Here is a 20,541-nt window from a genome sequence, read left to right as displayed (position 1 = left end):
AATAGAAGAAAACGAACAAGGAGACATTCACTATGCCCATTATTCAATCGATCGATCGTGCACTAAAGATTCTGGACTTATTCGATGACAGGACAAGAGAACTATCTATTACAGACATCAGCAAAAAAATGAACCTTCATAAAAGTACCGTACATTCATTGCTAAAAACATTGCAGTCTCACAGGTATATTGCTCAAAGTGAAGAAAACGGTAAATATATGCTCGGGTTAAAGCTTTTTGAAAGAGGAAACTTAGTCGTCAGTAATCTTGATCTGCGTTCAGTCGCAAGAAAGCATCTGGAGAACTTATCGGAAACGACAAGTCTTACGGTCCACCTCGTCATATTGGATGGAAAAGAAGGAGTTTATATTGATAAGGTGGAAGGAAGCGGTGTTACTGTTTTTTACTCCAGAATAGGAAGAAGAGTACCCATTCATACGAGCGCTGTCGGAAAAGCCTTAGTAGCTTTTAAAAGCGATGAAGAACTTAAGAAACTGCTGAAGAATTATAAATTTAAGAAGCAGACAGATAACTCGATAGGTTCAGCGAAAGAATTCTACGAGGAAATAAACAACATTCGTGAAAGAGGATTTTCTATCGACAATGAAGAAAATGAGGCTGGGATAGTCTGTGTATCTGTACCTATTAAAGATTACTCCGGTAAAACGATTGCAGCTATCAGCATGTCTACACCAGCGAGCTCTGCTACAGATGAAAAAATAGCCCATCACGTGAGTTTACTGAAAGACTGTACAGATAAAATTTCCAGAGAGCTGGGATTTGAATATGAAAAAATATAATTCATGAATTTTTAGGAGGCCATTAAATGAGGATCATTCGATATATCAACGAACAAAACGAAAAACAATTGGCAGCGCTGTCAAATAGTAATGAAGTTTATGATTTGCCTTTTGCAGATTTTATCCCGTTCATCAATTATGCACAAGATCAAAATCAGACACCGGTCGAATATGCACAGAAAGTCATGAATAATAGCGAAGCTAAAAAAGTTTTGGAAGATGTATATTTGACCACACCGCTGGATGCTCCCGAAGTTTGGGCTTCTGGAGTAACTTATGAAAAGAGCAAGGAAGCCCGGAACTATGAAGCGACTCAAGGGAAGCTGGACAGCCAGACTTTTTATGACAAAGTATACGATGCCAAACGACCGGAAATCTTCTTTAAATCTACAGCTGCCCGGACTGTTGGTCCGAATGATCCTGTGTTTCTCCGTTCTGATTCTAATTGGCAGATTCCAGAACCGGAACTGGGCATGGTCCTTAATAAAGAAGGCAAGGTTCTTGGATATATCGCCGGGAATGATATGAGCTGCCGTGATATTGAAGGAGAGAATCCTTTATACCTGCCGCAGGCGAAAGTATGGAAGAACTCCTGCTCCATTGGCCCTGCAATCCTGCTTGAAGAGGCCGTAGCCGACCCTTATGAATTGCAGATCATCTGCCGCATCTATCGAGATGATGTGAAGGTGTTTGAAGGGGATGCCAAAGTAGGACAATTGAAACGGAAATTAGTGGAGCTGATTGATTACCTCGTGTTGGATAATGATATTTTCGATGGAACTGTCCTTCTTACGGGGACATGCATTGTTCCGCCAAATGAATTTACTTTGAATGAAAACGATCGGGTGGAGATTGAGATTCCGGGAATCGGTATATTAAGTAACTCAGTGAAAAAGACAAGCCCATTATTGACGAATGCTAATTAAGGAGAGGAGATAATGGGAGATTATAAAACACTTTATTTAAATCTAGCAGATAATGTGGCCGTTGCCTTGTCAGAAATACCTGCACAGACGTCAGTTACTGTTGTGAACAAAGATTTAGAAATTCAGTTGAAAATCTTAGAATCTATCAGCTTTGGCCATAAATTTGCTGTTCGTGATATTAAAAAAAACGAAGATATCATCAAATATGGAGAGGTTATCGGAGCGGCGGTTTCGGATATTAAAGCCGGATCCCATGTTCACGTCCATAACCTGGAAGGAAAAAGAGGAAGGGGTGACAAACTTGTTCAATGATAAACTGCAATTTTACGGTTATCGTAGACCGGATGGCCGGGTTGGAGTCCGAAATCACGTATTAATACTGCCGACAATCACGTGTGCCACACAGACAGCACAAAGAGTAACAGAGTTAGTGAGCGGAACGGTCACCTTCATTCACCAGCATGGCTGTGCCCAAGTAGGTGAGGACTATGAGCAGACGTTTAGAACATACGCAGGAATAGGAAAAAACCCTAATGTTTATGGAGTCATTGTTTTAGGACTTGGATGTGAGACTCACCAGGCCAACACGGTAGCTGGAGATATTGCTCTATCCGATAAACCTGTAGAAGTAGTATCCATTCAGGAAAATGGCGGCACACTTCAAACGATTGCAGAAGTTGCCAAAATTGCTACAAAGATGGTACAGGATGCGTCAATGGTCCAAAAGGAGCTCTGTGATTTCAGTGAACTAATAGTAGGAACCGAATGTGGCGGCTCCGATGCGTGTTCCGGCTTGACGGCAAATCCAGCGGTTGGAAAAACAAGTGACTTACTTGTCGAACAAGGCGGCACCGCTATTTTAGCTGAAACAACGGAACTTATAGGAGCGGAACATCTGCTTGCCCAGCGAGCGGCTGACGATAAGGTTGTCAAAAAAGTTTATGAAGTAATAGGAGCTATGGAAAACCGCTCCCTGCAAATGGGGGTTGATATTCGTACAGGTAACCCTAGTCCCGGTAACATTGAGGGCGGCCTTAGTTCATTGGAAGAAAAGTCTCTGGGTGCTTCTACAAAATCGGGAAGCAGTCGTTTAGAAGAAGTCGTGGATTATGCAGAAGTTCCAAAGAAAAAGGGGCTAGTCTGGATGGATACTCCCGGTCATGACATTGAGCAGCTTACCGGAATGGTAGCCGGCGGCGCCCAAATTGTTCTTTTTACAACCGGCAGGGGAACTCCAACAGGATCACCGATTGCACCAGTTATCAAAATTTCAACAAATTCTCCTATGTATGAACGTATGAGCGAAAATATGGATGTGGATGCAGGGAAAATTATACATGGGGAAGAGACGGTAGATGAAGTTGGTGAAAGAATAATTAAAGAAATTCAGCATGTAGCCAATGGGAAAATGACAAAGTCAGAAATATTAAAACAGCATGACTTCGGCATTTGGAGAATTGGTCCGACATTCTAACTAGTAAAAAGGAGAGGTAGCTATGGAAACAACACTAACAGGCCAAACTTTTAAAAACTATATAAATAATGAGTGGGTTAATTCTAATTCCGAGAAGACCATTAAAAGCATTAATCCTGCAAACACAGAAGAAGTGGTGGGATATGTCCAAAGCTCCACAAATGAAGATTTAAATAAAGCAGTAGAAGCAGCACATAATGCTAAAAAGTCCTGGAGAAAAGCCGGACAGGCAGCAAGAGGCCAATACTTGTATAAAGCCGCTAATATTCTCGAAGAAAACCTGGATGAAGTCGCTGAGACGATGACTAGAGAAATGGGGAAAACTCTCCCTGAAGCAAAGGGAGAAACAGCACGCGGGGTAGCTATTTTACGCTATTATGCAGCAGAAGGAATGAGAAAAGAAGGGGATGTGATCCCGTCTACTGATAAAGACGCCCTTATGTTTACTAAGAAAACTCCCCTCGGTGTGGTCGGTGTGATTACTCCATGGAATTTCCCTGTTGCCATACCGATTTGGAAAATGGCTCCAGCTCTCGTTTATGGGAATACGATTGTTTTTAAACCTGCAACTGAAGGGGCTGTCACTGCTGCTAAAGTTGTAGAATGTTTTACTAAAGCGGGACTGCCAGAGGGTGTGCTTAACTTCGTTACGGGTTCTGGTTCCATTGTCGGCCAATCCTTAATTGATCACGAAAAAGTAAACGCTATCACTTTTACCGGTTCCGAAACAGTTGGGAGTAATGTCGCTAAGTCATCAGCAGCGCGAGGAATTAAGTTTCAGCTTGAAATGGGAGGAAAGAATCCGGTCATCGTGGCTGCTGATGCAGATATCGATAAAGCAGTAGAAGCTGTGATCAGTGGAGGACTTCGTTCTACAGGCCAGAAGTGTACAGCCTCGAGCAGAGTCATTGTTGAAGAGGAAATTTATGAAGAGTTTAAAGAGAAACTAATCGATGCTGTACAAAAAATTACCATCGGAGACGGATTGCAGGAAGGCGTCTGGATGGGACCTTGCGCTAGTGAAAGCCAGTTTAATACTGTAAAAGAGTATGTAGAGAAAGGTAGAGCTGAAGGGGCCTCTTTATTATATGGCGGTGAAGAGCTGACAGATGAAGCTCGTGCAAAAGGCTTTTATATTACCCCGGCTATTTTTGAAGAAGTTACTAATGATATGGCCATTGCCCGTGAAGAAATCTTTGGGCCGGTGATCGCGCTATTTAAAGCTGAATCCCTTGAACAGGCAATTGAAGCGGCGAATGATACTAAATATGGCCTGAGTGCTTCTATCTTCACATCTAATATTACTTCACTATTGGAATTTGTTGATGAGATTGAAGCTGGTTTAGTTCGAGTTAATGCCGAGAGTGCCGGTGTTGAATTGCAAGCTCCATTTGGCGGTATGAAAGGTTCCAGCTCTGGTTCCCGTGAGCAAGGAGAAGCTGCAAAAGAATTCTTCACTGAAACTAAAACGGTATTTGTTAAAGGCGTATAAAGAATGGGTTCAGGGGATTTTACTTAAATCCCCTGGAATTCTATCGAATACCTAAGGCAGTACTTAGTTGAGAAAGGGGAGAAAAACATGAAGTTCAGGGGAATTATTCCGCCGGTCGTTACCTTATTTGATGAAGCAGGCAACCTGGATTTGGAGCTGAATCGCAAATATATGGATCGGCTGATCGAAAATAATGTACATGGAATCTTACTGATGGGAAGCTCCGGAGAATTTACTTCCTTAACGGTTGAAGAGCGGAAGCTGTATATCCGGGAAATGCTCAAACATATCGACAAGCGGGTTCCGGTGCTCGTCGGAGTGGGAGACACTGTTTTAAAAAACGTGCTTGAACTAAGTGATTATGCAACAAGACAGGGAGCGGACGGCCTGCTCGTCGTTTCCCCTTATTATTGGAAGCTGTCAGAAGAACAACTTTACCGTTTTTATTCGGTTGTCGCTAATCATTCCAAACTGCCTGTATTGTTATATAATATCCCCTCCTTTACAGGAGTGTCGCTCAGCGTTGAATTGACTAAGAAGCTGGCTGAGAACTATCCTAATATTTGTGGGATTAAAGAAACGGTGGATGATTTCAACCATATCAGCTCGATGATTGAAGTAATGAGACAGGTCCGCGAAGACTTTGCCGTTTTCTCCGCATTTGATGCGCATTTATTTCCGGGGTTAGCTCATGGATCTGCTGGAAGCATTAATGGAAGTGCCGTATTTGCTCCTGAAATTTCGACCCAATTATATAAACATTTTTTAGAAGACGATGTAGAAAAAGCGGAAGAGCAGCACAAGAAGCTGACTGCCTTAATGGACTTATATACGTTTTGCCCTTCTTTCTTTACTACGATGAAAGAAGCGGTGCATCAAAGGTGGTTCCCTAAATACCCGACAGGACATAGAGCCCCGTTTGACGTTTATCCAAAAGAACTGGCTGATCAAGTATCTAACCTTTTAATTTCTATTAATCTGAAAGAAGGGATTAAATCGTGAATGAATCTCGTGAACTATTAGAAAAACTGGGCTATCCTTCAAAAGATTTACAAGAGCTGCCTACATCCACAAAAACCTTTCCAGATGGCGCTCAATACCGTATTGAACTTCCAAGTGTGGAAGGACCGAAAGCTTTAAAAGAAACCCTGAAGGAAATTGACAGATATGGTTTAACCGTACATCGAGTATCACAGGGCAGCGGTATTATGCTGCAGACAGATGATGAAATTAAAGAGATGTGTGAACTTACAGCAGAACGGGGGATGGAGCTTAGTTTATTCGCAGGACCTCGTGGAACGTGGGATCTCAGTGCAGGCCCTTTAACAGATGCAGGAAAATCACAGGCATTAAGACATGAAGGGTCTGACCAGCTGGTTTATGCAATGGAAGATTTAAAAAGAGGAGCGGAGCTAGGACTTCGTGGAGCCCTTGTAGCAGATGAAGGCCTGCTGCTTATGACAAAAGAAATGAAAAAGAACGGGCAGCTGCCTGAAGACTTTGTCGTGAAAGTATCTGTTCAAATGGGATCAGCCAATCCGGTTTCTGTTAAAATTATGGAAGATTTAGGTGCGGATACTTATAATGTGCCGCCTGCCCTGACACTAGCTAAACTGGCTTCGATCCGCCAGGCAATTGATATTCCGATGGATATGTATGTGGAAGTGCCTGATAATTTTGGAGGCTTCCTGAGGTATTATGAAATTCCTGAAATTATCCGTGTGCTTGCTCCTGTATACATAAAGTTTGGTTTGCGTAACCATCCAGATGTTTATCCTTCAGGAAAACAGTGGGAAAGCACAAATATTTCATTGGCTCAAGAACGTGTCCGAAGAGCATCAATTGGTGTGCAAATGATTAAGCGTTATTATCCTGAAGCGAAAACTTCCAAACTAGGAGCTGAAGGTCTGGGCCTTCCAAAGACAGGGTCAACTTCAGCTGTTTATTAGTCTAATAGTTCCTGAGTCGGGGCCATCCGCTCAGGAACTTCTTCATATAAACTAAGAAAAGGGGTAGTTTTAATGGCTTTTAAAGTATTGATAACTGACTATGAATTTGATCATTTAAATTATGAGGAAGAAGTATTTAAGGAAAGTAATCTTCCTATTACTTTTGTAAAAGCTCAATGTAAAACAGAAGAAGAAGTTATAGAACAAGCTAGAGATGCGGATGCCCTTTTAAACCAATACGCACCTGTCAGCAGACGAGTCATTGAGTCCCTGGAAAATTGCAAAGTTATATCCCGTTATGGCGTAGGAGTAAATACGATTGATTTAGATGCAGCGAAAGAGAAAGATATATTAGTAGCCAATGTTCCTGATTATGGTATGGAAGAAGTCTCAAACCATGCACTAGCTCTGCTTTTATCATGGGCGCGGAAAATAACACTATTAAATAATGAAGTGAAGAAAGGCCAGTGGGATTTTAAAAAGGGAGTGCCCATTCACCGATTTAATGATCAGACAGTAGGTGTATTAGGATTTGGAAGAATTCCAAGGTGTCTCATTAGTAAGCTGAAGCCTTTGGGATTTAAATTGGCAGCTTATGATCCTTTCGTCTCCGCGGAAGAAATGAAAGCGGCCGGTGTTGAAAAAATGGAACTCGAAGAAATTATTGAGACAGCCGATTATCTTTCTATCCATGTTCCGCTGATTAATGATACCTTTCATTTAATTAATGAAGAGAGACTTAACAGAATGAAAAAGAACGCCGTAATTATTAATACGGCACGCGGCCCAATTATTGATGAAGGTGCCCTTACGGAGGCACTAAAAGAAGGGAAAATAGCTGGTGCCGCGTTAGATGTAATGGAAGAAGAACCTATTAGATTCGACAACGAGCTTCTTGAAATGGAAAACGTTATCATTACACCACACAGTGCGTGGTATTCAGAAGAAGCTATGGTAGAATTAAGGAGAAAAGCAGCTCTTAATATCGTGCAAGTGCTGAGCGGGGAAAAGACACCCTATGCTGTAACTTAAGTAATTCTGCCGGGAAAAAATTTAAAAACTGCCGGGCAGGATGGAGCGGTATAGGAAGTTTATTTATCTATTTTTTTCCAAACTTCCTCATATACTCTTTTAAGAGGGATATGATTTTTATCAGCAATTACCTTGCAGCTGCTGTATTCAGGAGCTCTCTGGACCACTTTATCATTCAGCAGGCCTTCTTTTACTGTGACTGATCCCCACGGGGTTTCGACTTCTGTAAATTGTCTTCCAAGGCGCTTGACTGAAAGCGGGTAGTACCTTACTCCAAGAGTGGTGGTTTCCTGGAAAATAATATTCATCAATTCCTCAGCCATTTTTTCTGAACATAATACTTGCAGCATAGTGCCCGGGCGGTTTTTTTTCATGTAAATAGGTATATAAAAGACATCGTTTGCACCTTTTTCTAACAGCAGTTCCATGACATGACCGAGCCATTCTCCAGGTATATCATCCAAATTAACTTCCATTTTAATCATCTCATGATCTGTGTGTTCATACTGGTGCTGCATTTTTAGCTCCTTCCCGCCCTGTCTCTGTATTAAAAGTAATTTCATAGAAAGGTAGAGACAAATGAACTCATATACTAAACACATTTTAGCACAATTTCAAGAAGGGGTTCTATCGATTGAGGAAGCAGAGGAAAAGTTAAAAGGCTTTACGGATTACGGTTTTGCTAAAGTCGATGACGCCCGAGTATTCAGACAAGGTTTTCCTGAAGTTATTTTTGGGGCGAACAAGACCCCTGAACAAATAACAAGTATTTTTAGTCATCTCGTTGAACAGAATCTAACGGTTTTGGCCACGAGAATCACTGACCAAGCAGCTGAAAAAGTTTGTGCATTAATACAGGATGTCAATTACGATCCTGCCGGAAGAACTTTGCTTTATAAACCGGATACATATGTTAAGAAGAACGAAACGAAAAAAATAGGAGTTATCTGTGCGGGAACCTCTGATATACCGGTAGCCAGGGAAGCGGAAGTAACCATTGATGCAATGGGACATGTCTGCCAAAGCTTTTATGATATTGGAGTGGCAGGTATTCACCGGTTGTTTAATCAGCTGGAAGAAATTAGATCATGCGATGTATTGCTAGTGGTTGCCGGCATGGAGGGAGCTCTGCCGAGTGTTGTCGGAGGCCTGGTATCGGTTCCTTTAATTGCAGTACCGACCAGTGTAGGGTATGGCACTCATATGAACGGTATCACTTCACTTTTAAGTATGTTAAATACTTGTGCATCCGGTGTAACCGTTGTCAATATTGATAATGGTTTTGGAGCAGGGTATGCCGCCTCGCTGATGGTGCGTGTGTAATAAAAATTAAGGGAGATATTTTATATGAGAACATTATTTATTGACTGCGGAATATCAGGAATAGCGGGTGATATGTCCTTGGCGGCTTTTACAGAAATAGGAGCGGATTTGTCCGTTATATCAGATAAACTTCATTCTGTTATAAAAGAAGATTTTTCCCTTTCTGTAGAAAAAGTAGTCAAGAAGGGGCTTTCCAGTTCTCAGCTGATCATTGATACGGAAGAAGAAAAGCATTCACACCGTCATTATACAAATATTAAAGAAGCTATTGAGCAGTCTTCACTTGAAGAAGAAGAGAAGCTGACCGCCCTCTCCATGTTCGAAACAATTGCCATAGCAGAGGCTAAAATTCATAACTCTACATTAGAGAAAGTACACTTTCATGAAGTAGGAGGGGTCGATTCAATGATAGATATTATTGGAACGGCCATCGCCTATCATCAGTTGGACATTGAAAAGGTGATCACAACTCCTGTTGCTGCCGGAAATGGTTATATTCATATGGCACACGGTTTGTACCCCGTACCAGCACCTGCCACGCTTGAAATTTTGAAGAATATTCCTTTGCATCATACAGATGTACAAGGAGAGCTGACCACTCCAACAGGGGCAGCTATTATTCGCACATTAACTACTGAATTCGGTACGATACCGGCGATGAAGGTGAATGAAATTGGTTATGGAGCAGGTGCGAAGGATTTTGACAACCACCCGAATGTTGTCCGGTTTGTTTTAGGAGAATCCTAAGAGAGAGGAGTAACATCTATGGACACAAATCAAGCTATAAATAAGGAGAAGAAGCTGAAAGAAATTCTTCTGGAGATGGAGCGGGTGATCATTGCTTTCTCAGGAGGAGTAGATAGTACCTACTTGCTTAAAGTTGCACTCGATACGCTTGGCCAGGAAAATGTATTAGCTGTGACAGCAGATTCAGAATCTTTTCCTCCTTCTGAGTTACAAGAAACAAAAAGGCTGGCGGCTGTCCTAAACGCTCCTCACCAAATTATAGAAATGTCTGAGTTAGCGATACCGGGCTATGCCACAAACGATGAGAACCGCTGCTATTTCTGTAAAAAAGGACTGTTTGAACGCCTGTACCCACTGCTTCAGGAAAAAGAATTTAATAACTTGACGTTTGGTTTGATTAAAGACGATCTGGGGGACCATCGTCCAGGAGTCAAGGCTGCGGTTGAGAATAATGTGCGAGGTCCTTTAGCTGAAGCCGATATGTCAAAAGATGATATTCGTATCCGCGCTAAAGAGCTGGGCATCGATAATTGGGATAAACCTTCTCTTGCCTGCTTGTCTTCAAGAATTGCCTATGGTGAGAGAATTACAATTGAGAAGCTGAAAAAAGTGGATGAAGCTGAACAGTTTATAAAAGGCTTTAACATTAGACAGGTTCGGGTCCGAATACATGATGACATTGCCAGGATTGAGGTAGAGCCTTCCGATATGATTCGTCTGCTGGAGCATCATGAGGAAATCGACACCTATATAAAAAATCTTGATTTTAAATATGTAACATTGGATATGAAAGGGTATAAAAGCGGGAGCATGAATCGAATGCTTGAGAAAGAAGCGCTATAATAACTGGTGGACTTTAATCATTTAAAAGATGGAAATGTTCTGCTCGTATTTCAAAGTCAGAGAAAAACTTTCTCTGACTTTTTAAATGGAGTGATCCTTTCTATTAATATAGAATTTATATATTCAAATATTATTTAGCATAAACGACCTTTTGAATATGCTATCATATTCTATATTGAGTATTTTTAAAGGAGGCCCCTGCCCATGTTCACTTTAAGAGACGCGATCGGGATGCGGTTAGAGGATATACAAGAGGAGAAAAAGCACCTTAGAGAAATGATCAAGCAGCTGACTGATGAACAGCATGAGCTGATTGCCCGCCTAGAGCGAATGGAGGGGAAGAAAGAGACGGCCGCAGATCCAGAGGATTTAAAGGAATTAAAATCGAACCTTTCGCCAGAAATAGAACTTCCTGTTAAAGAAAAAACTAAACCGCAAGAAGTGGCGAAAGATGAGTATATTATGCCGACAGATCCTGTAGCTTTTTCAGAAGACCGAACTAAAACGATGACTTATAAAGAACTTACTCATATTTTAATAGGATATGCTAGAGAACATCATAACCAGGTAGATCATGAAGAATTCAAAAAATATTTAATTGATCACTATAATTTTACTCCCGAAAACTTCTCTCATATTATTTGGAGGGCAAGAAAAATGGATCGGCGGCTGCGCAGCTTAATCAGCGGCAACAGGCAGATTACGGTATTGGATAACAGCGTAATCTAAGGTCATGAAAATCTTTTCGGAATAGAAGAACAGATAGGAGGACGCTTCTACACAAGAGTATTTTGCTTGTTAGAACCGTCCTCTTCTATTGATTGCGTTCGTCTCTTTCTTTTCTTTTTGCCCGCTTAAGCAGAAGAAGAACAAATAAGATAAATAAGAGGAAGGTACCAACGGCCATAACTGTGATAGCTAAGAAAAAATCATCCATGAAACTTTATCTCCTTTAACATGTGAAGTCTGTCCTCATTATAAATGATTCTAAGTGTTTAAATCTTGAATATATTCAGATTAATAAAAGAACAATGGAAAGAAGCACCCTGTTCACGATCGGGTGCTTTTTTATTTATAATCTTGCAGTACTTAAATGTAAATCTAAACTAAAACTCTTCATATTCAGCAGGATCCTGATCCTTAAGGCGGCCGTCAGCACGGGTTAGGGATGCGATCTTGCTCATTTCAGTTTCACTGAGGGAAAAGTCGAAAATCGCCATATTTTCACACTGTCTTTCATGAGAGGAAGATCTCGGAATAGCAATAGAACCAAGCTGATATTGCCAGCGCAGCACCACTTGAGAGATGGACTTATTATGTGCACGAGCAATTTCCTGTAGGACTTCTTCTCCAAGAATATTTTTAGCCCGGGCCAGTGGGCTCCAGGACTGTGTAGCAATATGGTGCTCTTCATGGAACATTCGCTGCTCTTCCTGATTGAAATAGGGATGCAGTTCTATCTGGTTAATACTTGGCAGCACACCTGTTTCTTTCTTTAAGCGTTCGATATGTTCTGGCAGAAAATTGCACACGCCAATTGAACGGATAAGTCCCCACCTTTTTGCATCAATTAACGCCTGCCATGCTTCTGCATACATCTCCTGTTTAGGATTTGGCCAATGGATTAAGTAAAAATCATAATAATCGAGCTGCGCTCGGTACAGGGATTCCTGGATCGTGATTAGGGCTTTATCGTAAGAATGATAGCGTCCCGGCAGTTTTGAAGTAATCATTAACTGCTCGCGCGGTACAGAACTGCGTCGAACGGCCTCTCCTACGGTTCCTTCATTTTCATAATTATAGGCACTGTCAATCAATCGGTAACCTGCATCAATCGCATGATGAATACCTTGTGCCCCTTGATTTCCATTCATTGTATATGTACCAAAGCCAAGCATTGGGACTTTCATCCCGTCATTAAGTGTAGTTACAGGGATTTGACTGTTCAAAATGATCCGCCCCTTTTTTGAATTTAATTTAAGGTTATCACCAATGATTGTGAACTTCCAAAATTATGTATTGAAATCGTCTGGTAATGTGTTCATTTTTACAATCGGATGTTTTATCAATAATGGGAAAGGAATATTATGTATCAATGTGTTAAATGAAAAGGAGTGTAAGTATGGGGAAATTGATCTTTAATATTATCGCCTTTCTTCTCGTCGTCACGGTTAATGGTCTTGCCAATGCCTTACCGCTTAATGGGCAGACGACCGGTGAAATCTCTAATCGCTTAAACGTGTTATTCACGCCAGCGGGCTATGTGTTCAGTATATGGGGACTTATTTACCTCCTTCTTGCCGTCTGGATTATCCGTCAAATTCCTGCAAGCAGACGGGGTTTACCTGTCTATCAAAAAACGAGTGCACTGTTTGTGCTGAGCAGTGTTTTGAACAGTCTGTGGATTTTTATGTGGCACTATGAATTCTTCGGATTATCAGTTCTCGTCATGATTTCCTTGCTTATTACGCTAGTTCATCTGTACGTAAGGCTGCAGGAGTCTGAAGCTTCCTTTTTTGACAGACTTCCTTTTTCTGTTTATTTAGGATGGGTTAGTGTCGCAACGATCGCTAATGTAAGTTATTTCCTAAATTACATTGAATGGAACGGCTTCGGGATTCCGGCTTCAATTTGGACATTTGAATTATTACTTATTGCAACAGGTCTTGCGCTCTATTTTATGGTAAGTGAACAGGACTGGGTTTACCCGCTCGTATTTGTGTGGGCGTTTATTGGGATAGGAGTTAAAAATCAAAACGGAGATGTTCCGCTTGTCGTTTATTCTTCCTATATACTGGCAGTTATAATTTTGCTTGCTGTCATTGTTTATGTAATTAAAAATAAACGAAAGGTGCGATAAATAAAAAAAGCTGAGCCAGGGTACTACCTGATTACTCAGCTTTTTTTGTTATTTTACGCTTTTACTAAGGCTTCCTCACCGTAATAGGAAGCTTTATAAAGGTCTTTCATTTGCTCGACAGATGTTTCACGAGGGTTCGTGCCGGTACATGGGTCTTCCATAGCGTTTTTTGCCATAGTGTCGACATGCTTGTTGAAGTCTTCTTCTGAGATACCGTAATCTTGCAGGGTAGTAGCAAGACCAAGGTCCTTGTTTAGCTGATAAATATACTCTACAAGAGCATCAGTTAATTCAGCATCATTATTCCCATTCAGTCCAAGACGACGTGCAATTTCGGCAAATCGATCTTCAACCACAGCCCTGTTGAACTGTATAACATAAGGAAGGTAAATAGCATTTGCATAACCATGGGGGATATCAAAAGTCGGACCGCTTTTATGGGCCAGACTGTGAACGTTTCCGAGTACGGCGTTTGCAAAAGCCATACCGGCCATAGCTTGAATACTATGCATCTTCTTGCCTGCTTCCTTGTCACCTTTAGAGGATGCAAGCAGATTATCCTTAATTACTTCGGCAGCACCTAGAGAAAGAATATCCGTATATAAGGTTCTTGGCTTGGCTACATAAGCTTCGATTGTGTGCGTGAAAGCATCCATTCCTGTATAAGCCGCAATGTGACTAGGCAGGTCTTCGATCATAATCGGATCAATAATCGCAATATCCGGAGTCAGTTCAAAGTCAGCTAATGGATATTTGATATTCGTCTTTTCATCGGCTACTACAGAAAGATTAGAAACTTCTGATCCGCTTCCGCTTGTCGTCGGAATGCCGGCAAATTTAGCTTTTGTGCGAAGGCGTGGAAGCTCAAAAGGTTTCGTAGCATCCTCAAAAGAAAGATCCGGATGCTCATAAAAGAGCCAGATCGCTTTTGCTGCGTCCATAGCGGATCCGCCTCCAATGCCTATAATCCAATCAGGCTGGAACCCTTCCAGTTTTTTTGCTCCTTCTTTAACCATTTCAGACGTAGGTTCTGTGTTATAACCTTCTAGAACTTCTGTTTCTATATTAGCAGCAGCTAAATGTTCCTGAATACGTGTAAGGTTTCCGTTTCTTTTAACAGAACCGCCGCCTATCACTAGTGCGGCCTTTTTTCCTTCAAAAGTTCGCAGTACTTCCAGGGCGTTATCTTCGAAAAATATATCCCGCGGGATCGTAAATCGACTCATAGTAATAAGAGCCTCCTTAAAGTTAGATAATGTGTTTCAGTTTCCATTGTATAGCCTAAAGCTGTATCATGATAGTACGCACTTTGGAATCACGTAGTATCCTTGAAGATACTATTCAGTCGATTTTGGATGGGGAGGCGAGAGAAATGACTAGAGGATCAGAACAGGAATTCAACTGTGAAAAAGAACTGACATTGTCTTTAATTGGAGGCAAGTGGAAAATGATCATCCTTTGGCATTTAGGAAAAGAAGGAACTAAACGGTTCGGTGAACTAAAGAGAATGCTTCCTAAAATTACTCAAAAGATGCTGACGAAGCAGCTTCGGGAATTAGAGGAAGACCAGCTCATACACCGGGAAATCTACCCGGTAGTACCTCCTAAAGTCGAGTATTCACTGACGAAAAACGGTGAAACATTACTTCCCATTTTAGAATCTATGTATGAATGGGGACGTACTTATATGGATACTGTCGGGCAAGAAAAAGACGACGTTAATTATTCAATACTTTAGCAGGTAATAACCCCTCAATGGCTCGACTCATTGAGGGGTTATTAATTTTGTTACAGCAATGATGCTGCTCCATCAATGTATAACTCCGTCCCCGAAACATGGCGTGAAGCATCGGAACCTAAAAACACAATTAAATCAGCGACTTCTTCTGGCTTACCTGGCCGATTTTGTAAAGGCTGGTCACCTTCAGGATGCTCCACTGGTATCTCAATTTTCTTCAAGTTATCTTCTTCAGGGTGAGTATTTTCATCAATATTCGTTTCAATGGCGCCAGGACAGATAACATTTACCCGAATATTATACTTCGATAACTCAAGTGCCGCCATTTTGCCAAATGCCATTTGCCCAGCTTTAGATGAGCTGTAAGCGGAAAATCCAAAGTTAGAAAAAATTCGATTTCCATTTACAGAGCTTGTAATAATGATACTTCCGCCATTCTGTTTCATATGGGGAATTGCATGTTTTACAGTTAAAAATGTACTTCTTAAGTTCGTTTCAATCGTCTGGTCCCATTCTTCAACAGCCATGTCTTCAATAGGGGTGATTTTTCCGTTAATCCCCGCGTTGGCAAAGATAACATCTATTTTTCCAAAACGGTCAATCAGCTGCTTATAACAATTCTCGATATCTTCCTCTTTAGAAACATCGGTTTCTATAATAACAGCTTCTCCTCCGGCTGCTTCGATTGCTTCTTTTGTGTTTAGTGCATCTTTTTCCTTTATATCGGCAAGAGCCACTCGGGCTCCCTCTTTAGCAAGCTGGATTGCTGATGCTTTCCCCATACCTGAACCTCCGCCTGTTACTAAAGCAACTTTTCCTTCCAACTTTTGATTCAAAGCCATAAACTATCCATCTCCTTTTATTAGTTGTTCAATGTTTAGTTGGTTTATACCCCTGTGTATCATGAATTAACTCCTTATTTTGAAACTTTTTCCTTAGGCCAACGATTCATCCCCGGTAAAAAATTCATAAATGTCCATGAAAAGTACATGCTAAGAAACAAAGCATTTAAAAGGGGCATAAACATGAAGCGCAGCAGCAAGAAACAGCAAACACAGGAATCTACTGGAAAAGTAGAAGAGAAATATGCCAAGCCGCTCTTTAAGGATCTGGAGGAAAACCTGACTTTCCTGGAAGAAACTCTCGGGAAAAGTTCTGATCTTGTCATCCGGCGATTTACACTGGATAAAAGTAAAAGGTGTGGTGTTCTTTATATAGATGGCATGGTAGATAAGGATACGGTCCAGCATTATGTTATGGATGCGCTGCTGCTTGAAGCCCCAAAAACTGGACTCTCATTTCGTCACGTGTATGATACGTTAAAAGATTCTGCCCTGCCAATTGGGGAGTTGACAGAGACCTCTCAATTTGATGATTTGCTGTTGAAGCTTTTATCTGGTGAGACGATTGTCCTAATCGATCATGAGAAAAAGGGGTTATCGGCAAGTACTAAGGGATGGGCGAACAGGGGCGTTCAGGAGAATACATCAGAGGGTGTAATCCGTGGGCCTAAGGAGGCATTTACGGAGACACTAAGGTTTAATACTTCGATGCTGCGCAGAAAAATTAAAGATCCTGACCTTAGAATGGATGCAAAGAGAATCGGACGAATGACAAAAACAGATACAGTCGTTGTTTATATTAAGGATACAGCGGATCAAAGTATCGTTGATGAAGTCCACGCAAGACTCGATAAGATAGATATTGACGGTGTTCTGGAGAGCGGCTATATCGAGGAATATATCGAGGATCCGCCGTATTCGCCATTTCCACGAGTGTATTATTCAGAACGGCCGGATGCAATCGCTGCAGGACTTTTAGAAGGAAGGGTAGCCATTATAACGGATGGAACACCGAATGTTTTGCTTGTTCCTGGACTGTTTGTGCACTTTATGCAGTCAAGTGAAGATTATTATCAACGATTTGATATAGGAACCGTGATTAGGCTGCTGCGTTTATTTGCTCTATTTGTTTCATTATTTATGCCGGCTTTATATATCGGAGTAACGACTTTTCATCAGGAAATGATTCCTGCACCTTTACTTATCAGCTTAGCGGCCCAGCGAGAGGGTGTACCTTTTCCGGCATTTGTTGAAGCGGTGTTAATGGAGCTGGCGTTTGAAGTGCTCCGGGAAGCAGGTGTCCGGCTCCCAAGACCTGTAGGCTCGGCTGTTTCTATTGTAGGAGCCCTGGTGTTGGGTGACGCAGCGGTACAGGCAGGTTTGGTGTCACCGGCTATGGTCATTGTTGTTGCGATTACAGCGATCAGCAGCTTTGTCATACCGTCTTATAATATGGCAATTTCCGTTCGAATGCTGAGATTTTTGTTGATGCTTCTGGCGGCTGTATTTGGTTTGTATGGAATCATTCTAGGGCTGATTGCTCTCGTTCTCCACTTAACAAGCTTAAACTCATTTGGTATTCCTTACCTTTCTCCTTTTGCCCCACTAGTGGTAAAAGACCAAAAGGATGTACTTGTTCGATTTCCGCATTGGGGTCTCTTTACACGGCCGCAGCCTCTGGCTAGAAATAACCAGAAACGAATGAGTGAGCCTTCTAAATCTAAGGAGGAGACTAAATGAGCAAGAAAGCTATATTACTTTTGATTATCTGCTGTGTCTTATTAAGTGGCTGCTGGGATAGCAGGGAATTGGATGATTTAGGGATTGCGGTAGCTTTAGGAATTGATAAAACAGAAGAAGGCAAATATGCCCTTTATACCCAGATCATTAATCCTTCAGAAATCGCAACAGATTCTCCTACGACACGACCGCCTGTTTCCATGTATAAAACAGAGGGTGAGACTTTATTTGAAGCGTTAAGAAAGATGACGCAGACTTCTCCAAGACAAATATATCTATCTCAGCTCCGCTTAGTCGTTCTTGGTTCTTCACTTGCAGAGGAAGGAATATACCCTGCCCTTGACTTGTTGTACCGAGATCATAATGCACGGACAAGTTTCTTTATAACTGTTGCTAAAGATTCGAATGTAGAAGAAATCCTCAGTGTCATTACAGCTTATGAAAAAATTCCGGCCAATAAAATAATGGATACAATTAAGAATGCAGAAGATAGCTGGGCGGCTACGCATGGGGTTTATGTGGATGACATCATATCAGAACTGAAAAGCAAAGGGAAAAACCCGGTCATGACTGGAGTTATGATGATTGGAGATGAGCAGATAGGAAACAATATTAGTAATGTGGAGAATGTAAACCCACCTGCACGTCTTTTAGTAGATGATCTGGGAATTTTCAAAGGAGATCGATTAATTGGATGGCTGAACGAAGACGAAAGTAAGGGATTTAACGATATTGAAGGAAATGTAAAAAGTACGGTTGTTAACCTTGCTTGCGAAAAAGAGGACGATGGGTTGATTGGAATTGAAGTACTGCGAACAAATGCTTCTATTAATTCAAAAATAAAAAATAATAAGCCTGAAATCAAAGTCTCACTCGAAGCGGAAGCAAATGTCGGTGAAGTCCAATGTGATATAGATTTAAGAAAGCCGGAGACTATTCAAAAGATCGATGATAAGCTCGAGGAGAAATTTAAAGAACGGATGGAACATGCTGTCCAGAGTGCCCAGGAGAAGTATAACAGCGATATTTTCGGTTTCGGGAGTGTAATTCAACAACAGCACCCTAAGTATTGGAAAAAAGCTGAAAAGAATTGGGATTCAGAATTTAAAGAGGTTGATGTTACTTTCGATGTCCATGCCAATATTCGAAGAAAAGGTACAATTACTCAGCCTGTTCAAAAGAAAGAGTAGGTGAACTTTATGTGGCCGGTCATAGTGATTCTATTAGTTACAGCGTCAATCTTTTTTATAGAAGTCCCTAAATTAAAACGAGATAGGAAAAAGAAAGAAATTGTTTATGTTTGTGTCTTACTTGCAGCTGGTTCAGCAGCCAGCATCATGGAGGCTAGGGGAGCTGATCTCCCTAATCCTGCTGATCTTATCCAAGCCTTTTACGCTCCTATTAACAATTGGCTGACAAAAACATTCTACTCCTAAAACAGCGAGAGGGGGAATTGAGATGGAAAACAAGACCATCAGTCCGCGGCAATTTATGTATCTGGTCATATTTTTTTTAATTGGCAGCTCCATTCTTATTATCCCTACTCCATTGGCTGTAATAGCCGGTCAAGACGCATGGGCAGCTTCATTGCTTGGAATGGTCATCGGTTTTTTACTTGTCTTTCTTTACCATAAAATTGGAGTCGTGCTCGATAATCAAACCTTTGTTGAAGCTGCAATTGACGTTTATGGAAATTGGGTAGGGCGGATAATTTGTATTTTCCATTTGTCATTTATCTTTCTTCTCGCCTCTCTGGTATTAAGAAATATCGGGGATTTTATGACAACACAGATTTTAGTGCATACCCCTCTTCAATTCACTCATATTCTTTTTTTGCTGGTTGTTATATGGGGAGCACGTCTAGGAATTGAGGTAATGGGAAGGTCGGCAGAAGTGTTTATCATATGGGTTGTGTTTTTGCTGTTGTTTTTATTCATCTCCCTCTTGCCGCAAATTGAAATGCAGAATCTTAAGCCTGTGTTTGACAGTGGGTTTAAGGCCATTACCGGTGGTTCGTTTACCTTATTAAATACACCCGTACTTGAGATGGTCGTATTCTTAATGATCTATCCTCAAGTAAAAGAAAAAGCTAAAGCGAAGAAAGCATGGCTTATAGCCTTGCTGATCGGCGGGGGTTTTTTAGTATTAATTACTCTGTTTTCAATTCTCATCTTGGGAGGAGAATTGACGAAGTTAAACCAGTACCCCATCTACGAAATTGCTAGCAAAATTAATATTGCGGGCTTCTGGGAAGGGATTGAAATCATAGTTGCTATCGTATGGATGCTTACTATATTTTTTAAATTGGTTATTCTCTATTATGCTGGGACAGTCGGTCTTGCTCAGTTCTTAAATATGGAAGATTATCGTCCTCTGCTGCTGCCTTTAGGTATGGGATTGATCGTTTTATCTATCATTGTATATCCGGATGTAGCTTATTTCGAAAACTTTGTAAAGAACGTATTTCCTTACAAACTAACCCATGGCTTGCTGCTGCCGTTGTTGATATTAGTAGGTGCGCTTATTAAGAAAAAAGTAAAGGGGAAGAAAAATATCCAGCCAGGCGGAAGCAAATCATAAAGCATTTTTTTGTTTTCACCGTCCACTATAAACGAAACCATCTTTTTTCTTTAACAGCTTCTGACCTCTCTGGCAATGAAGAAAATAGTCATTTTAAAAAGTCACTCTAAACCGGGTGGCTTTTTAATTTGAAAAAAAATTCAAAAAACAATTGTGTTACTATTAAGTCTTTGGTATCATATTTTATAACATTAC

Annotated in this window: 23 protein-coding genes; 18 read left to right on the top strand and 5 right to left on the bottom strand. The window is 41.1% G+C overall.

All coding sequences use genetic code 11. The features are described 5' to 3' along the window. The first annotated feature begins 32 nt into the window (after nucleotides 1-32). The 8 genes from B7E06_RS18495 (at nucleotide 33) to B7E06_RS18460 (ending at nucleotide 7,673) form a co-directional block, all read left to right on the top strand. Nucleotides 33-800, top strand: a complete 768-nt coding sequence (locus B7E06_RS18495) for an IclR family transcriptional regulator (protein WP_082235401.1) — start codon at nucleotides 33-35, stop codon at nucleotides 798-800. Between the two features lie 26 nt (nucleotides 801-826). Continuing rightward, nucleotides 827-1,726: a fumarylacetoacetate hydrolase family protein gene (locus tag B7E06_RS18490; protein ID WP_082235400.1), complete on the top strand. Its 900-nt coding sequence runs from the start codon at nucleotides 827-829 to the stop codon at nucleotides 1,724-1,726. Between the two features lie 12 nt (nucleotides 1,727-1,738). Next, a complete protein-coding gene (locus B7E06_RS18485; protein WP_082235399.1) occupies nucleotides 1,739-2,038 on the top strand; it encodes a UxaA family hydrolase in 300 nt (99 codons plus the stop codon). Then, complete coding sequence (locus B7E06_RS18480; protein ID WP_245807773.1) at nucleotides 2,028-3,200, top strand: UxaA family hydrolase; 1,173 nt, start codon at nucleotides 2,028-2,030, stop codon at nucleotides 3,198-3,200. The genes B7E06_RS18485 and B7E06_RS18480 overlap by 11 nt, the downstream gene beginning before the upstream one ends. Before the next feature lie 22 nt (nucleotides 3,201-3,222). Continuing rightward, nucleotides 3,223-4,692: an alpha-ketoglutaric semialdehyde dehydrogenase GucD gene (gucD, locus tag B7E06_RS18475; RefSeq protein ID WP_082235397.1), complete on the top strand. Its 1,470-nt coding sequence runs from the start codon at nucleotides 3,223-3,225 to the stop codon at nucleotides 4,690-4,692. 87 nt (nucleotides 4,693-4,779) lie between these two features. Next, nucleotides 4,780-5,694, top strand: a complete 915-nt coding sequence (locus B7E06_RS18470; protein ID WP_082235396.1) for a dihydrodipicolinate synthase family protein — start codon at nucleotides 4,780-4,782, stop codon at nucleotides 5,692-5,694. Beyond that, nucleotides 5,691-6,641: a U32 family peptidase gene (locus tag B7E06_RS18465; RefSeq protein WP_082235395.1), complete on the top strand. Its 951-nt coding sequence runs from the start codon at nucleotides 5,691-5,693 to the stop codon at nucleotides 6,639-6,641. Before B7E06_RS18470 ends, B7E06_RS18465 begins: the two co-directional genes overlap by 4 nt. A 72-nt stretch (nucleotides 6,642-6,713) precedes the next feature. After that, nucleotides 6,714-7,673, top strand: coding sequence for a C-terminal binding protein (locus B7E06_RS18460; protein ID WP_082235394.1), 960 nt, complete (start codon nucleotides 6,714-6,716; stop codon nucleotides 7,671-7,673). A gap of 59 nt (nucleotides 7,674-7,732) precedes the next feature. Here B7E06_RS18460 and larC2 read toward each other — a convergent pair whose 3' ends face one another. Next, on the bottom strand, nucleotides 7,733-8,191 hold the full coding sequence (larC2, locus tag B7E06_RS18455) for a nickel pincer cofactor biosynthesis protein LarC2 (RefSeq protein ID WP_082235393.1): 459 nt from the start codon (nucleotides 8,189-8,191) through the stop codon (nucleotides 7,733-7,735). A 61-nt stretch (nucleotides 8,192-8,252) separates the two neighbouring features. Between larC2 and larB the strand changes: the two genes are divergently transcribed. The 4 genes from larB (at nucleotide 8,253) to B7E06_RS18435 (ending at nucleotide 11,315) form a co-directional block, all read left to right on the top strand. After that, nucleotides 8,253-8,996, top strand: coding sequence for a nickel pincer cofactor biosynthesis protein LarB (gene larB, locus B7E06_RS18450; RefSeq protein ID WP_082235392.1), 744 nt, complete (start codon nucleotides 8,253-8,255; stop codon nucleotides 8,994-8,996). A gap of 24 nt (nucleotides 8,997-9,020) precedes the next feature. Then, complete coding sequence (larC, locus tag B7E06_RS18445) at nucleotides 9,021-9,743, top strand: nickel pincer cofactor biosynthesis protein LarC (RefSeq protein WP_082235391.1); 723 nt, start codon at nucleotides 9,021-9,023, stop codon at nucleotides 9,741-9,743. Between the two features lie 18 nt (nucleotides 9,744-9,761). Continuing rightward, nucleotides 9,762-10,586, top strand: coding sequence for an ATP-dependent sacrificial sulfur transferase LarE (larE, locus tag B7E06_RS18440; RefSeq protein ID WP_082235390.1), 825 nt, complete (start codon nucleotides 9,762-9,764; stop codon nucleotides 10,584-10,586). Nucleotides 10,587-10,790: 204 nt separating this feature from the next. Further along, nucleotides 10,791-11,315, top strand: a complete 525-nt coding sequence (locus tag B7E06_RS18435; RefSeq protein ID WP_082235389.1) for a hypothetical protein — start codon at nucleotides 10,791-10,793, stop codon at nucleotides 11,313-11,315. An 85-nt stretch (nucleotides 11,316-11,400) separates the two neighbouring features. Here the strand turns inward: B7E06_RS18435 and B7E06_RS22280 are convergent, their stop codons facing one another. Both B7E06_RS22280 and B7E06_RS18430 read right to left on the bottom strand, forming a co-directional pair. Further along, nucleotides 11,401-11,523 (bottom strand): hypothetical protein, encoded by a 123-nt coding sequence (locus tag B7E06_RS22280; RefSeq protein WP_281249125.1) that lies wholly within the window; start codon nucleotides 11,521-11,523, stop codon nucleotides 11,401-11,403. A gap of 169 nt (nucleotides 11,524-11,692) precedes the next feature. Continuing rightward, nucleotides 11,693-12,496, bottom strand: coding sequence for an aldo/keto reductase (locus tag B7E06_RS18430; protein ID WP_082236061.1), 804 nt, complete (start codon nucleotides 12,494-12,496; stop codon nucleotides 11,693-11,695). Between the two features lie 212 nt (nucleotides 12,497-12,708). Between B7E06_RS18430 and B7E06_RS18425 the strand changes: the two genes are divergently transcribed. After that, the gene (locus B7E06_RS18425) at nucleotides 12,709-13,446 is read left to right on the top strand and encodes a TspO/MBR family protein (protein WP_082235388.1); all 738 of its coding nucleotides are present in this window, start codon (nucleotides 12,709-12,711) and stop codon (nucleotides 13,444-13,446) included. 53 nt (nucleotides 13,447-13,499) lie between these two features. On the opposite strand, the gene B7E06_RS18420 is transcribed toward B7E06_RS18425, so the two are convergent. Continuing rightward, a complete protein-coding gene (locus tag B7E06_RS18420; protein ID WP_082235387.1) occupies nucleotides 13,500-14,672 on the bottom strand; it encodes an iron-containing alcohol dehydrogenase in 1,173 nt (390 codons plus the stop codon). Nucleotides 14,673-14,818: 146 nt separating this feature from the next. Here B7E06_RS18420 and B7E06_RS18415 point away from each other — a divergent pair, with 146 nt between their 5' ends. Further along, nucleotides 14,819-15,184 carry a winged helix-turn-helix transcriptional regulator gene (locus B7E06_RS18415; RefSeq protein WP_082235386.1) on the top strand — a complete coding sequence of 122 codons (366 nt, stop codon included), beginning with the start codon at nucleotides 14,819-14,821 and terminating at the stop codon, nucleotides 15,182-15,184. A 50-nt stretch (nucleotides 15,185-15,234) separates the two neighbouring features. Here the strand turns inward: B7E06_RS18415 and B7E06_RS18410 are convergent, their stop codons facing one another. Beyond that, entirely contained in the window at nucleotides 15,235-16,026 is a 792-nt protein-coding gene (locus B7E06_RS18410) for an SDR family oxidoreductase (RefSeq protein WP_082235385.1), read from the bottom strand. A gap of 183 nt (nucleotides 16,027-16,209) precedes the next feature. On the opposite strand from B7E06_RS18410, the gene B7E06_RS18405 reads away from it, so the two are divergent. From B7E06_RS18405 to B7E06_RS18390, 4 genes are read left to right on the top strand one after another with little or no spacing between them, the layout of a single operon-like run. Continuing rightward, complete coding sequence (locus B7E06_RS18405; protein WP_082235384.1) at nucleotides 16,210-17,766, top strand: spore germination protein; 1,557 nt, start codon at nucleotides 16,210-16,212, stop codon at nucleotides 17,764-17,766. Continuing rightward, nucleotides 17,763-18,956: a Ger(x)C family spore germination protein gene (locus B7E06_RS18400; protein WP_082235383.1), complete on the top strand. Its 1,194-nt coding sequence runs from the start codon at nucleotides 17,763-17,765 to the stop codon at nucleotides 18,954-18,956. Before B7E06_RS18405 ends, B7E06_RS18400 begins: the two co-directional genes overlap by 4 nt. A 9-nt stretch (nucleotides 18,957-18,965) precedes the next feature. Beyond that, the gene (locus B7E06_RS18395; RefSeq protein ID WP_082235382.1) at nucleotides 18,966-19,202 is read left to right on the top strand and encodes a hypothetical protein; all 237 of its coding nucleotides are present in this window, start codon (nucleotides 18,966-18,968) and stop codon (nucleotides 19,200-19,202) included. A 22-nt stretch (nucleotides 19,203-19,224) separates the two neighbouring features. After that, nucleotides 19,225-20,346, top strand: coding sequence for a GerAB/ArcD/ProY family transporter (locus B7E06_RS18390; RefSeq protein WP_082235381.1), 1,122 nt, complete (start codon nucleotides 19,225-19,227; stop codon nucleotides 20,344-20,346). The last annotated feature ends 195 nt before the right edge of the window (nucleotides 20,347-20,541 follow it).

Source organism: Halobacillus massiliensis, assembly GCF_900166625.1.
GTDB classification, from domain to species: Bacteria; Bacillota; Bacilli; order Bacillales; family Halobacillaceae; genus Halobacillus_A; species Halobacillus_A massiliensis.
Note: the sequence above shows the minus strand (reverse complement) of the source record. Positions and strands in the feature narration are given on the sequence as shown.